This window comes from Paenibacillus sp. OK076 (assembly GCF_900110055.1).
Taxonomy (GTDB): domain Bacteria; phylum Bacillota; class Bacilli; order Paenibacillales; family Paenibacillaceae; genus Paenibacillus.
The window spans coordinates 1,562,467-1,575,462 of record NZ_FOCH01000001.1; the positions used below are offsets into that span (position 1 = coordinate 1,562,467).

General features: G+C 45.2%; 13 protein-coding genes. All 13 read left to right on the top strand.

The genetic code is table 11. From position 1 onward, the window contains the following. Positions 1-3: 3 nt before the first annotated feature. The 13 genes from BMY78_RS07105 to BMY78_RS07165 are packed head-to-tail and all read left to right on the top strand — an operon-like array spanning position 4 to position 12,996. On the top strand, positions 4-543 hold the full coding sequence (locus BMY78_RS07105; protein WP_371121409.1) for a flagellar biosynthetic protein FliO: 540 nt from the start codon (positions 4-6) through the stop codon (positions 541-543). Further along, positions 540-1,295 (top strand): flagellar type III secretion system pore protein FliP, encoded by a 756-nt coding sequence (fliP, locus tag BMY78_RS07110; protein WP_079694684.1) that lies wholly within the window; start codon positions 540-542, stop codon positions 1,293-1,295. The genes BMY78_RS07105 and fliP overlap by 4 nt, the downstream gene beginning before the upstream one ends. Before the next feature lie 25 nt (positions 1,296-1,320). Further along, positions 1,321-1,590 (top strand): flagellar biosynthesis protein FliQ, encoded by a 270-nt coding sequence (gene fliQ / locus BMY78_RS07115; RefSeq protein ID WP_024630226.1) that lies wholly within the window; start codon positions 1,321-1,323, stop codon positions 1,588-1,590. Between the two features lie 10 nt (positions 1,591-1,600). Continuing rightward, positions 1,601-2,389 (top strand): flagellar biosynthetic protein FliR, encoded by a 789-nt coding sequence (fliR, locus tag BMY78_RS07120; protein ID WP_090895987.1) that lies wholly within the window; start codon positions 1,601-1,603, stop codon positions 2,387-2,389. Positions 2,390-2,412: 23 nt separating this feature from the next. Continuing rightward, positions 2,413-3,495 (top strand): flagellar biosynthesis protein FlhB, encoded by a 1,083-nt coding sequence (gene flhB / locus BMY78_RS07125; RefSeq protein ID WP_177185672.1) that lies wholly within the window; start codon positions 2,413-2,415, stop codon positions 3,493-3,495. A 25-nt stretch (positions 3,496-3,520) separates the two neighbouring features. Continuing rightward, positions 3,521-5,554: a flagellar biosynthesis protein FlhA gene (gene flhA, locus BMY78_RS07130; RefSeq protein WP_090895991.1), complete on the top strand. Its 2,034-nt coding sequence runs from the start codon at positions 3,521-3,523 to the stop codon at positions 5,552-5,554. Continuing rightward, on the top strand, positions 5,551-6,906 hold the full coding sequence (gene flhF / locus BMY78_RS07135) for a flagellar biosynthesis GTPase FlhF (protein ID WP_090895993.1): 1,356 nt from the start codon (positions 5,551-5,553) through the stop codon (positions 6,904-6,906). Before flhA ends, flhF begins: the two co-directional genes overlap by 4 nt. Beyond that, complete coding sequence (locus BMY78_RS07140) at positions 6,903-7,790, top strand: MinD/ParA family protein (RefSeq protein WP_090895995.1); 888 nt, start codon at positions 6,903-6,905, stop codon at positions 7,788-7,790. The genes flhF and BMY78_RS07140 overlap by 4 nt, the downstream gene beginning before the upstream one ends. A gap of 33 nt (positions 7,791-7,823) precedes the next feature. After that, positions 7,824-9,263 (top strand): protein-glutamate methylesterase/protein-glutamine glutaminase, encoded by a 1,440-nt coding sequence (locus tag BMY78_RS07145; protein ID WP_090895997.1) that lies wholly within the window; start codon positions 7,824-7,826, stop codon positions 9,261-9,263. Between the two features lie 32 nt (positions 9,264-9,295). Next, the gene (locus tag BMY78_RS07150; RefSeq protein ID WP_090895998.1) at positions 9,296-11,371 is read left to right on the top strand and encodes a chemotaxis protein CheA; all 2,076 of its coding nucleotides are present in this window, start codon (positions 9,296-9,298) and stop codon (positions 11,369-11,371) included. A 42-nt stretch (positions 11,372-11,413) separates the two neighbouring features. After that, positions 11,414-11,875, top strand: a complete 462-nt coding sequence (locus BMY78_RS07155; RefSeq protein WP_090896000.1) for a chemotaxis protein CheW — start codon at positions 11,414-11,416, stop codon at positions 11,873-11,875. A 37-nt stretch (positions 11,876-11,912) separates the two neighbouring features. Then, positions 11,913-12,506 carry a chemotaxis protein CheC gene (locus tag BMY78_RS07160; RefSeq protein WP_090902137.1) on the top strand — a complete coding sequence of 198 codons (594 nt, stop codon included), beginning with the start codon at positions 11,913-11,915 and terminating at the stop codon, positions 12,504-12,506. After that, positions 12,499-12,996, top strand: a complete 498-nt coding sequence (locus tag BMY78_RS07165; protein WP_063566391.1) for a chemotaxis protein CheD — start codon at positions 12,499-12,501, stop codon at positions 12,994-12,996. Before BMY78_RS07160 ends, BMY78_RS07165 begins: the two co-directional genes overlap by 8 nt.

Consider the following 12,996-nt stretch of genomic DNA (forward strand, 5'->3'; position numbering starts at 1 on the left):
ATGATGATGGCTCAGGATAAGATTCCAGATGATGTGGGCACGGGAGTCAATTATTATTTTCAGCTTGTATGGGTGATTGTTGTCCTGGCCGTCATTCTGGTTCTTATAGTCTATCTGATTCGTTTTCTAAACAAACGGAATCAGCGATGGTTCCGGAACGGCACAATTCGTATTTTGGGTGGGGTCGGACTGGGACCAAACAAGTCGCTGCAAATTATAGAAATTGGCGGTAGCGTTTACCTACTCGGTGTGGGTGATGACATACAGCTGGTGGATAAGGTTTCGGATCTTGAAGAGGCTCAGCGAATCATTGATTCATTTGAACGGGATGCTTCAGCACAACAGGGAAGCCTTTCGCCTCTTATTGCAAAGCTGGCTGCCCGCTTGCGCAAAGATGAACCGCCGCGAGAAATGGAACTCGAGGATACAACCTCTTTTCACGAACTGTTTGAATCTAAACTTCGGCAGATGCCTAACCGTAAAGAGAAGATGGAGAAGGTCCTGGAAGAAGACAATACTACAGATCGGTCGAGGGATTCATGAAGAAAAAGATTTGGTTAGCGTGTTTTTTCATAGGACTCATCAGTCTGGCTTCCGTCACTGCTGCCTTTGCCGAACCGATTCCGAATATTGATATTCAAATTGGGAACGGGGATGGGAGCACACCAAGCACGAGTTCACTATCCATTATCCTGTTGATCACGGTACTTAGTATCGCACCAGCCTTGCTGGTACTGATGACCAGTTTTACACGGATTGTTATCGTTCTCGGTTTTGTGCGGACATCCTTGGGTACGCAGCAAATGCCACCCAATCAGGTGCTGGTCGGTTTAGCACTTTTTCTGACACTTTTCATCATGTCACCGACGTTGTCATCCATTAATCAGGTAGCGCTTCAGCCCTATCTTAAGGGAGACATCACACAAACCGAAGCGTTGGAAAAAGCTGCGGATCCCATGAAGAAGTTTATGTTCTCCCACACTAGGGAGAAAGACCTATTGCTGTTTATGAAGTACAATCAAACCGAAAAGCCCAGCACATACCAGGATATTCCGATTACTGTGATGGTACCGGCATATGCAATCAGTGAGTTGAAGACAGCATTCCAGATGGGATTCATGATCTTTATTCCCTTCTTGGTTATAGACATTGTAGTTGCGAGTACACTCATGGCTATGGGTATGATGATGCTTCCACCTGTAATGATCTCATTACCTTTTAAAATACTGTTATTTGTACTTGTCGATGGCTGGTATCTGGTCGTGAAGTCACTGTTGCTGAGTTTTAACACTTGAGCCGGCATATTAAAGGAGGACGGTCATGACTTCGGAGTTTATTATCGGTCTGGCCGGGAAAGCAGTTTATACTTCACTGCTGGCCAGCGCACCTATGCTTATTCTAGCTCTGGTTGTAGGACTCATTATCAGTGTGTTTCAGGCAACCACTCAAATTCAGGAGCAAACCCTGGCCTTTGTGCCTAAAATCATTGCTGTACTTCTGGCAGTACTTTTGTTTGGTCCTTGGATATTGAATATACTGGTCGATTTCACGTATAACATTCTCGATAATTTATACAGATACATAGGGTAGGCTGTTGCAGATGGAGACATTGTTGCAAAGTTTTCCTGTCGCTCTGCTTATGTTTTGTCGAATAGCATCATTTTTTGTAACTGCGCCAGTCTTCTCGGCTCGGAATGTGCCGAATTCTCTTAAAATTGGTTTATCGGCATTTGTAACCTTTACTGTGTATATGGTATACGGCATAGATCAGGTTGTCCCTACAGATCTGAGTTATATCCTGCTGGTTATCCGAGAGATATTGATTGGTTTGCTCCTAGGCTTTGTTGCATATCTGTTAATGACGGCTGTACAGACAGCAGGAACCTTTATCGATCTTCAGATCGGTTTTGGTATGGCCAACGTATATGATCCAATGACAGGTGCATCTGCTCCGCTTACAGGTAACTTCAAATATGCTTTTGCGGTATTGCTCTTTCTGACAATGAACGGACATCATTATCTGCTCGATGCCATTGTTTACAGTTATCGCTGGATTCCGTTGTCGAATGTATTCTTTCTACGATTGGCAGATGGAAGTATTGCTGAATTTTTGGTGAGTACATTAGGCCAATCATTTATGCTGGCTTTTCAGATGTCTGCGCCAATTGTAGTAGCTCTGTTTTTGACAGATGTAGGGCTGGGATTCTTGGCCAAGACGGCTCCACAATTTAATGTATTTGCTGTCGGAATGCCGCTTAAGGTACTCGTTGGACTTGCTATTTTGCTTTTGCTGGTTCCCAGTTTTGGCTTTGTGTTTAGTCAATTGTTCGAAGTAATGTTCACAGCCATGGAAAACTTGCTTGGGACTATTGGACAAAGGCCAGGCTGAGTGAAACGGAGGACAAGATTCGAATGAAATATCAACTCGACCTCCAGATGTTCGCAGGGGAAAAAACAGAGAAGGCTACCCCGAAAAAGAGGCAGGATACGCGAAAAAAAGGACAGGTTGTCAAAAGTATGGAGCTGTCCGGCGCATCCATTCTCCTATTCACCTTTTTGATCATGATGATGTTCAGTAACTTTTACAAAGAACGTATAGTTCGATTGTTTACAGACATCTTCATTAATCGGATGAGTATGGAAATTACCGGGGAGAATGTCGTAGCCTTAATGATGCGTTATGGCATCGAGGTGATGCTATTGCTTGCTCCTGTTTTGCTCGGTGCGGTACTCGTTGCGTTAATTGTCAATTACATGCAGGTAGGTTTCCTGCTTGTAGGAGAGGGTTTAAAGCCGAAACTGGAAAAGTTGGATCCGATTAAAGGGTTCAAGAACATTTTTTCTCTTCGTTCTTTGGTGGAGTTTGCTAAATCCATTATGAAAATGTCGATTATCGGCTTTCTGGTTTACAGTACAATCACAGGTTATCAGTCAGATATTGCTTCATTGTCTCACTTTTCATTGGATGCGATTCTGCATTTTGCTGCTTCAATCACCTTAAGCTTGGGAATCAAGATTGCAGTAGCCCTGTTAGTACTTGCTGTACTCGATTATATGTACCAGAAGTATGATTACGAAAAGAACATTCGGATGTCCAAGCAAGACATCAAGGACGAATACAAAAAAATGGAAGGTGACCCACTGATCAAGGGTAAAATCAGGGAGCGTCAGCGTCGTATGGCTGTTCAGCGTATGATGCAGGAAGTTCCCAAAGCGGACGTGATTATCACCAACCCAACTCACTTTGCCGTTGCGCTTAAGTATGAGGGCTCGGAGATGGAAGCGCCCCAGATTATAGCCAAAGGTCAGGATTACGTCGCCTTACGTATTAAGGAAATTGCCAAAGAGCACGGTGTCATTACCATGGAAAACAAGCCGCTGGCACGGGCATTGTTCCAGAGAGCCGAGATTGGTGACGCCATACCGGCTGATTTGTTTCAAGCGGTAGCCGAAGTGCTGGCTTATGTATATAAATTAAAGGGCAGAACGAAATAACAGGGGATCGGAGGCCGTACATCCATTGAAAATAAAAGATATAGCTGTCCTTGCGGGTATCATCGGCATCGTGTTGATGATGATTCTCCCGATCCCAACCTGGTTGTTGGACATGTTGCTTGTCATCAATATCTCACTTGCACTGATGATACTGCTTGTTGCAATGAACAGCAAAGAAGCACTGCAATTTTCCATCTTTCCTGCATTGCTGCTGATTACGACGTTGTTTCGATTAGCACTCAACATATCAACAACAAAACTGATTTTGGGTCAAGGAAACGCAGGATCGGTAGTCGCTACCTTTGGTAGCTGGATCGCTGGCGGACAGATAGCCATCGGATTTATCGTGTTTCTGATTCTCGTCGTTGTTCAGTTTATCGTTATTACGAAGGGATCGGAGCGTGTAGCTGAAGTTGCAGCACGATTCACCCTCGATGCGATGCCTGGTAAACAGATGAGTATCGACGCAGATTTGAATGCAGGCCTGATCAACGAGCAGCAAGCACGTGAACGCCGTTCCAAAATTGAACGCGAAGCTGATTTTTACGGAGCCATGGATGGAGCCAGTAAATTTGTAAAAGGGGACGCTATTGCAAGTATCATTATTCTCCTGATCAATCTTATTGGTGGTTTTATCATCGGGATGACGGTACATGGTCTCGCTTTTGCCGATGCGCTATCCACCTATTCCGTATTGACGATCGGGGATGGGCTGGTTAGCCAGATTCCTGCACTCCTGATATCTACAGCAGCAGGTCTTATTGTAACAAGAGCATCATCGGAAGGGAATTTGGCCGATGACATTACGGGGCAATTGTTTACATACCCGATGCTCCTTTATATTGTATCTTTTGTAATAGCTATGCTCGGCTTTTTCACGCCGATCCACATTATTACAACGTTGCCGCTTGCAGGGTTGCTGGCTTTTGCCGGATGGAGGATGCAGAACAATCTGAATCAGAAGCAAGAGGCAGAGGAGCAAATGGAAGAGGAGCAGCAGATCGAAGAAGTTAGAAGTCCGGAGAGTGTAATCAACCTTCTTCAGGTGGACCCTATCGAGTTTGAATTTGGTTACGGTTTGATTCCTCTGGCTGACAATCAACAGGGTGGGGACTTATTGGATCGGATCATTATGATTCGTAGGCAGTGTGCTCTTGAACTGGGGTTAGTCGTTCCCGTTATCCGGATTCGGGATAATATCCAATTAAGACCGAATGAATATGTCATCAAAATCAAGGGTAATGTTGTTGGCGGCGGAGAACTGTTGTTGAATCATTATCTGGCTATGAGTCCGGGGTATGAAGAGGAATCGGTTACAGGAATCGAAACGACAGAGCCGGCCTTTGGTCTTCCAGCGTTATGGATAGATGAAGTAACCAAAGACAGAGCTGAACTTGCAGGATATACAGTGGTAGATCCTCCCTCAGTTGTAGCCACACATCTGACTGAATTGATTAAGAAGCATGCGCATGAGTTACTTGGCAGACAAGAAACCAAAGCACTTGTGGATAATCTCAGAGAGAATTATGCTGCGCTGGTGGATGAGCTCATCCCATCCGTCCTGTCTATCGGAGATGTACAGAAAGTGCTCGCCAAGTTGTTGCGTGAGAAAGTCTCCATTCGTGATATGGTTACAATCTTTGAGACACTCGCGGACTACGGAACGTATACCAAAGACCCGGATGTACTGACGGAATACGTGAGACAATCGCTCTCTCGTCAGATTACCCAGCAATTCTCTCAAAAAGGTGAAACGCTTAGAGTAATCACTGTTGGACCTGGTCTGGAGAAGAAAATTGCAGAGAGTGTGCAGCAATCCGATCAAGGCAGTTACCTTGCATTGGATCCGGCTTCAACACAAAGTGTATATCAAAAGTTGACTGAACAAGTTAATCGATTGATCCAGTCGGGCCAGCAGCCAGTTGTATTAACTTCTCCAACCATTCGTATGTATCTTCGTCAGGTGATTGAGCGCACCATGCAGGACATACCAGTGCTTTCCTATAGTGAGTTGGAACCGAATGTTGAAATCCAAAGTGTCGGGGTGGTGAACATATGAGAGTAAAACAATACGTCGTTGAAACCATGCCCGAAGCTATGCTTCAAATTCGTAAAGACCTGGGAAGTGATGCCGTCATTCTGTCCACCAAGGAAATCAAGGTGGGCGGTGTGCTGGGAATGTTCCGAAAAAAAAGGATCGAAGTTGTAGCAGCTGTAGATAAGGAAGAAAAAAAACAGGCTACAAATCAATTACAAAACCAATTTTCACCCGTACCTCGCGCATTTGTACCTGAAGCATATCGGCAAACGGCTCGTTCGTTTGTCGTTGCTTCTGAAGAATCGGCTGCAAGTATCGCTGAAAAAAATGTGCAAGAGAAAGCGACGGATGCCACAGCTGTGTCTGAATCGAGTAAACTCGGTTCAGACATGGGCAACGGCAGAGCTTCTTTGAGTATCGAGCATAAACCGCGACCGCAAGGGGCGGATTTTTCGGGTTTAACATCTGCGAGTGGGCAGAAGGAGAAGGCGATCGATCCACAGCAGGACCAACTGATGTCTGAATTGCAGGAGCTCAAACTGATGATGACCAAGTTGTCTAAACAAGGAGCTTCGGCAGACCTTTTACCAGAGGAGCTTCATGCTCTTCGAGAAAGGTTGATGGAGCAAGACATTTGGCCAGAAGTATGGGAATCTTGGTTTGAGCTTGTTCAGACGAAGCTCTCTGAAAAAGGATTAAATGAAGTAGAAGCTGTTCAAGCAGTTCAATTGGAAATATCGCATTTTTTGGAGAAACGTATCGACGTGGGTATTTTGCCAACCACACGCATTGTGTATGTAGCTGGGCCAACGGGTGTTGGTAAAACAACGACCATTGCCAAGCTGGCGGCTGAACAGATGTTCAACAAACAGCGAAAGGTAGGGTTCATTACATCGGATACCTATCGGATCTCAGCAGTAGAACAACTTAGAACATACGCATCCATCTTAAATGTTCCGCTAGAGGTCGTACAATCCCCGGGTGATACACAACGTGCGATCTCCCGTCTTGAGGAATGTGATCTGATCTTCATGGATACAGCCGGAAGAAACTACAGAAATGAGTTGCTTGTTTCAGAACTGCAAAGTTTACTCGCGCCTTTGGAAAATAGTGAAACCTTTTTGGTTTTGAGCATGACTTCCAAAAGTGCTGATATGGTTCAAATTACGGAGCATTTCAGCAAATATGGGCTGGATAAGGTTATTTTTACCAAGATGGATGAGACCGGAAGCTGCGGTCCAATGTTTAACCTGCTTCACCGTTTTCCGCTCAAACTTGCTTATGTGGCTAACGGACAAAATGTGCCGGATGACCTGCTCAAGCCTGATGCGGATTCTCTGACCAAACAATTGTTAGGAGAGCTTGTACAATGAAGGACCAGGCAGCCTCACTCAGAAGTATGGTCGCCATGCCTAACGGAGAGGAGGGGAGGGGACGTGATTCACGCTCCTCCAAAATCATAACCGTTGCCAGTGGAAAGGGAGGGGTTGGTAAATCCAACTTTACACTTAACTTTGCATTGAGCTTACAGGCGATGGGGCAAAAGGTATTGGTGTTTGATGCAGATATAGGGATGGCTAATATTGATGTCCTGATGGGAACCTCTTCTCCTTATAATCTGTACCATCTGTTATACCGACAGAAATCCATACAGGAAATCATACAGCTAGGTGCAAGCGGGTTGCCTTATATCGCCGGAGGTTCGGGGATGAAAGAATTGTTCTCATTGTCAGATCGAGATCTGGAGTTTTTTGCTGGACAAGTTGAAGAGATTGCACAGGAAATGGATTATGTCATTTTTGATACAGGGGCAGGACTTTCCAGAGAAAATATGAAATTTATCGGTGCAGCTGATGAATGTCTGATCATCACCACACCTGAACCGACTTCAATAACCGATGCTTATGCTTTAGTTAAAGTTATGCATGGCCAGGAAAATGCCACACCCTTTCGGATGATCGTTAACCGGGTTGAAGACCAGCAAGAGGCGGAACGGGTGGCGGATAAAATAGCTGGAGTGGCAAAAAGATTTTTACAGATCGATATCCCGCTACTTGGATATATTTCCGAAGATGCCCAAGTTGTAAAGGCAGTTAAAAGGCAAGTGCCATACAGTCTGGCATATCCAAATGCAAAAGCTTCCAGGGATATATTGAAACTCGCACATTACTATCTGGCTGCACCTGCTGCTCCGGGATCCGAAACCTTGACAGGAATCAGAGGATTTATGAAAAAGTGGCTAAAGCGGACAACATGATTTCTGAATAAAGGAAATAGGGGTGGAAATAACATGGCGGTGTATCAAGTTTTGGTTGTCGATGATTCCGCTTTTATGCGTAAAATTGTTTCAGACTTAATTGAAGCAGATTCGGAGTTTAAGGTTACGGCAACAGCATCAAATGGTAAGGAAGCTATTCAAAAAGCAATAGAGTTGAAGCCCGATGTTATCACAATGGACGTTGAGATGCCTGAAATGAATGGGTTGGACGCATTAAAATCGATCATGAAGCAATCTTTCGTTCCGGTGATTATGCTCTCGGGTATCAATGAACAAGGCATGAAGGAAACCATCATGGCTCTCGAGGCGGGTGCGTTTGACTTTATTCGTAAGCCATCGATTGTGCATGATCAGGACATTGCCCAAGTAGGTAAAGCGCTGGTTGAGCGGATGCGAGCAGCTATGGATGAAATTAAGCGAAAAGCCGATCGTGAAGCATCGATGAAGAAACGGGATGAAGCACAGAGCAAACTGTTGCAACAGTCCCAGCGAGTTCAGGTTGATCCTTCTTTACCAGATCGTAAAGGTGAATTGAAGAAAACGATAGAACCTACCCAGTCAGGAAAACGACTTGGCAGCGGACAAACTGAACCTTTAAGAGCAAAACCGAAGCCACCTACTGTCCCACTGACAAAGCAGAATGCAGAACGTATGGACAAAAAGCTGCAACCTTTACGAGATGCAAATCGGGCTTCAGATGCCTTTACTGACAAATTAGCAAAGCCAAACAAGCCAGCGCAGCCTCCCAAGGAAAACCGTTTGTCCAATATATCTCGATTGGCAGAACAGGAGACAGCGGCAGCTTCAACTGAACCATCCAAAGATGTTGCAAAGGTTATCCCGTCTCATAAGGGAGCAGGAGGACCGGAAGGATCAGTTAACAAACTTGTGGCAATTGGTTGTTCAACTGGGGGACCTAGAGCCCTCAAAACTTTGCTGGAGCAACTGCCAGGTGATTTACCTGCTCCAGTCATTATCGTACAGCATATGCCGCCGAACTTTACCCGTTCCCTTGCGCAGCGATTGAATACGTTCAGTGAACTGCATGTGGTTGAAGCTGAGGAAGGCATGGTTCTACGAAAAGGGACAGCCTATATTGCTCCAGGCGGCTTCCATGTCAAAGTCAACAAAACTGCGGATGGAAGGTTCACCATAAAGCTGACAGAGGAAGAACCAGTTAATGGACACAGGCCTTCAGTAGATACGATGTTTGAATCGCTGCTGCCGTACACATCATTGCAACGACATCTGGTTTTGCTGACAGGGATGGGCAGCGATGGCGCTCGTATGATGAAAAAATTGTATGAAGCGGGTGTCACATCAACCTTTGCAGAGAATGAAGAAACTTGTGTTGTGTATGGTATGCCGCGTTCTGCTGTAGAGCTGCAATGCGTGCGTCATCTTCTGCCCTTGCAGGAGATTGCGCCAAAACTTGTTCAAGCTGTGAAATAAACGGAGTTAACTCATGGAGGAGGTGCCTCACAATGGACATGAATCAATATTTATCTATGTTTATTGATGAGTCTAATGATCATCTGCAGTCCCTTAACGAAAATATGCTTCAACTCGAAGGCAGTCCGGAGGATTTGGGAATTGTTCAGGTCATATTCCGCTCTGCTCATACGTTGAAGGGTATGGCTGCTACAATGGGTTTTGAGGATTTGGCATCATTGACCCACAAAATGGAAAATGTGCTGGATCTGGTACGTAACGAAAAGTTGAAAATGCAGGATTTTATTTTTGATACTCTATTCAAGAGTTTGGATGCTTTGGAAACAATGGTCCAGGATATTACACAAGGTGGAGAGGGTAAAGCGGATGTCTCCTCCATCGTAGCTTCTCTCCAAGCCATTGAGAGTGGTGAATGGACGGGAGGTACTGCTCCGGTAGCAGAAGTAAATCAATCATCAGGTACAACAACATCAAGCGCGGTTGAACTCGACGAATTCCAGTACTCCGTATTGGACCAGTCCATAGCTGAAGGTCACCGTGTGCTCTATATTGAAGTTCTTGTCAGCGAGCAGAGCCAGCTGAAGGGCGTACGTGCATATATGGTCTTCGATCTGTTGGAACGCTCGGGTGAAGTGGTTAAATCGTTCCCAACCGTTCAGGATATCGAGCAAGAGAAGTTTGAGCGCAGTTTTTCGTTGTATTACATAACAACCAAAGAGGCGCAGGAACTTGAAAAAGGCATTATGAGCATCTCTGAAATTGAGAGTGCCAAGGTCATTCAGCTGGATCAAGAGACGCTTCAGCAGATGACTAATCAGGCTGCGGTAACAGCTGAAGTGGAAGCTGCACCTGTTCCTGCTCCAGTAGATGCATCCCAGGAACCGAATTCTTCATCGAAAGAAGAACCAAAGAAACCGGCAGCGACTAAAACAGTTGCACCAAAACAAGCTGCTGCACCATCACGTACCATCCGCGTGGATATCGAACGTCTGGATGTACTGATGAACTTGTTCAGTGAGTTACTAATCGATCGTTCGCGTCTCGAGCAGTTGGCCAGCGAGACGGGTAATAATGATTTATCCGATACGGTAGCTCATCTGAGCAGAGTTAGTACAGATTTGCAAAATATTGTATTGAAATTGCGGATGGTTCCTGTAGATACGGTATTCAACCGTTTCCCACGTATGATTCGTGACCTGGCTAAAACACTCGACAAAAAGATCGATCTGGTCATTACGGGTGCCGAAACGGAACTTGATCGGACTGTAATCGATGAGATTGGCGATCCGCTGGTGCATTTGCTGCGTAACGCAGTTGACCATGGGGTTGAATCGATCGCAGAGCGTGTGGCAGCAGGTAAACCGGAATTGGGAACAGTTAATCTTCGGGCCTTCCATAGCGGAAATCATGTATTTATCGAAATCGAAGATGACGGTAAAGGCATTTACCGCGATAATCTTTTGAGAACAGCGGTCAAACGTGGTGTTGTTACCGAAGAACAAGGTGCCAAGATGAGCGATGATGAAGTCAACCAGCTGTTGTTTGCACCAGGCTTCAGTACCGCTGATAAAATCTCGGATATCTCCGGCCGTGGAGTAGGCTTGGATGTTGTAAAATCCAAAATCACTTCCCTTGGTGGGAATGTAACCATTCATTCGACACCAGGTAAAGGGACTAACTTCTCTGTTCAGTTACCATTGACCCTGTCTATTATCGCTGCGATGCTTGTTCGACTAGGGTCCGAGAAATATGCTGTTCCTTTGTCTTCTATTGTGGAGACAGCTATTGTCCAGCGGGAACAGGTTCGCAACATTCATGGCAATAAAATGATCACGTTCCGAGAGTCTCTAATTCCGTACCTGTCATTGAGCGAAGTTTTCGGAGTGCCTGATTTCAATGATGCGGACGAACAAGAAACTGAAATTGTAGTCATTCGGAAAGGTGAACGTCTTGCAGCTGTAGCCGTTGAAGAATTTATTGGACAGAGTGAGATAGTTCTTAAATCGATGGGGACTTATCTTCCTTCCATAGAAGGGATCTCTGGTGCAACGATTCTGGGAGATGGACAAGTAGCTCTGATTCTTGACCCTAATGCATTTATTAAATAAGCACGCAAGATAAGTCTTACATTTAATAGGGAGGTTTTTTCCATGGAAGAAGAGTTGAAAGTCATTGTCTTTAAATTAGGTTCCGAAGAGTATGGTATTGAGGTAGACAAGGTTCAGACGATCGAGCGTATGATGCCTATCACCCGTGTTCCGAAGACCTTCTCTTTTGTAAAAGGAGTTATTAACTTACGTGGTGTCGTTATTCCCGTCATTGATCTGCGTGGTCGCTTCGCTTTGCCGGAAACAGAATATACGGATCAAACTCGTATTGTCATTGTAGGTGTGGACGATATGCAAGTTGGCTTTATCGTTGATTCTGCAAATGATGTTATTGACATCAAACGAGATGCTATCGATAGTCCGCCTGAAGTGGTTGGTGGAGTCAAAGCAAGATACCTGCGCGGTGTAGCCAAGCTGGAGGATGCGCGCTTGTTGATAATGCTTAACCTGAACGAAGTATTAAATAAAAGCGAGATTGTACAGCTGGAAAGTATTGAGGGCTAACACCGTGGAGCTGTTCAACCGATTTGAGGGTTTCCAAATGGATGTACTCAAAGAGGTCGGTAACATTGGAGCAGGCAACGCCGCAACGGCGTTGTCTCAGCTTCTCAATAGACCGATTGACATGGGTGTACCCACAGTACAGATGCTTCCTTTTGAAGAAGTTGCTGAAAAAGTGGGCGGAGATGAACGTATTGTTGTGACTGTATTTCTTCGTGTTGAAGGCGAAGCACCAGGCAATCTGTTCTTCATGATGACGCCTGAGGCTGCCAAGATGCTGCTGAACCGGCTTGCCGGTTTTGATCTGAAGGAAGGTCTTGCATTCACGGAGATGGAACAATCGGCTCTGTCCGAAATCGGGAATATTTTGGCGGGTTCATACCTTTCTTCTTTGGCAGATTTCACAAAACTATCTATGTATCCAACCGTTCCTGGACTTGCTATTGATATGGCAGGAGCCATTTTGAGTTATGGTCTGTTGCAGTTTGGTGAAATGGGAGACGATGCATTATTGATTGACACATCTTTCTTTGAAGGTGAAGATCAGGTAGAGGGGCAATTTTTCCTGATTCCCGACCCGCCATCATTTGCTAAGATATTTGAATCTCTAGGGGTGCCACTGGATCATGATTGAGGACAAAAGCGTCGTTAAAGTCGGTATGGCGGATTTGAACATTGCTCATCTTCCCGGCGTAATCCGTACGACTGGCTTGGGCTCTTGTGTGGGATTAACAATGTATGATCCTCATCTGAAGCTTGCCGGAATGGCGCATGTCATGCTCCCCACTTCAGAGATTGCTCGTGAAGGAACTTTGAACAAAGCCAAATATGCAGATACCGCATTGCCGGAATTGTTACAAAGAATGATACAACTCGGTGCATCTCGTTCACGTATTGTGTCCAAAATGGCTGGAGGGTCTCAGATGTTTGCCTTCGCGGGAGCAGGGGATACGATGCGTATCGGACCGAGGAATGCGGATTCTTGTCGGGAATGGTTAGAAAAGCTTGGAATTCCACTCCTTGCCGAAGATACAGGTGGGAATTATGGACGAACGATTGAAATGGACTGTGAAACTGGACTTTTGACTATTCGAAGTGTCCAAATGGGTGTAAAGGAACTATAA

Coding starts and splice junctions, on each gene's coding strand:
- BMY78_RS07145 (WP_090895997.1), top strand. CDS start 7,824: ATGGCGGTGTATCAAGTTTTGGTTGTCGATGATTCCGCTTTTATGCGT.
- BMY78_RS07105 (WP_371121409.1), top strand. CDS start 4: ATGATGGCTCAGGATAAGATTCCAGATGATGTGGGCACGGGAGTCAAT.
- BMY78_RS07140 (WP_090895995.1), top strand. CDS start 6,903: ATGAAGGACCAGGCAGCCTCACTCAGAAGTATGGTCGCCATGCCTAAC.
- BMY78_RS07155 (WP_090896000.1), top strand. CDS start 11,414: ATGGAAGAAGAGTTGAAAGTCATTGTCTTTAAATTAGGTTCCGAAGAG.
- BMY78_RS07165 (WP_063566391.1), top strand. CDS start 12,499: ATGATTGAGGACAAAAGCGTCGTTAAAGTCGGTATGGCGGATTTGAAC.
- BMY78_RS07160 (WP_090902137.1), top strand. CDS start 11,913: ATGGATGTACTCAAAGAGGTCGGTAACATTGGAGCAGGCAACGCCGCA.
- flhF (WP_090895993.1), top strand. CDS start 5,551: ATGAGAGTAAAACAATACGTCGTTGAAACCATGCCCGAAGCTATGCTT.
- fliR (WP_090895987.1), top strand. CDS start 1,601: ATGGAGACATTGTTGCAAAGTTTTCCTGTCGCTCTGCTTATGTTTTGT.
- fliQ (WP_024630226.1), top strand. CDS start 1,321: ATGACTTCGGAGTTTATTATCGGTCTGGCCGGGAAAGCAGTTTATACT.
- BMY78_RS07150 (WP_090895998.1), top strand. CDS start 9,296: ATGGACATGAATCAATATTTATCTATGTTTATTGATGAGTCTAATGAT.
- fliP (WP_079694684.1), top strand. CDS start 540: ATGAAGAAAAAGATTTGGTTAGCGTGTTTTTTCATAGGACTCATCAGT.
- flhB (WP_177185672.1), top strand. CDS start 2,413: ATGAAATATCAACTCGACCTCCAGATGTTCGCAGGGGAAAAAACAGAG.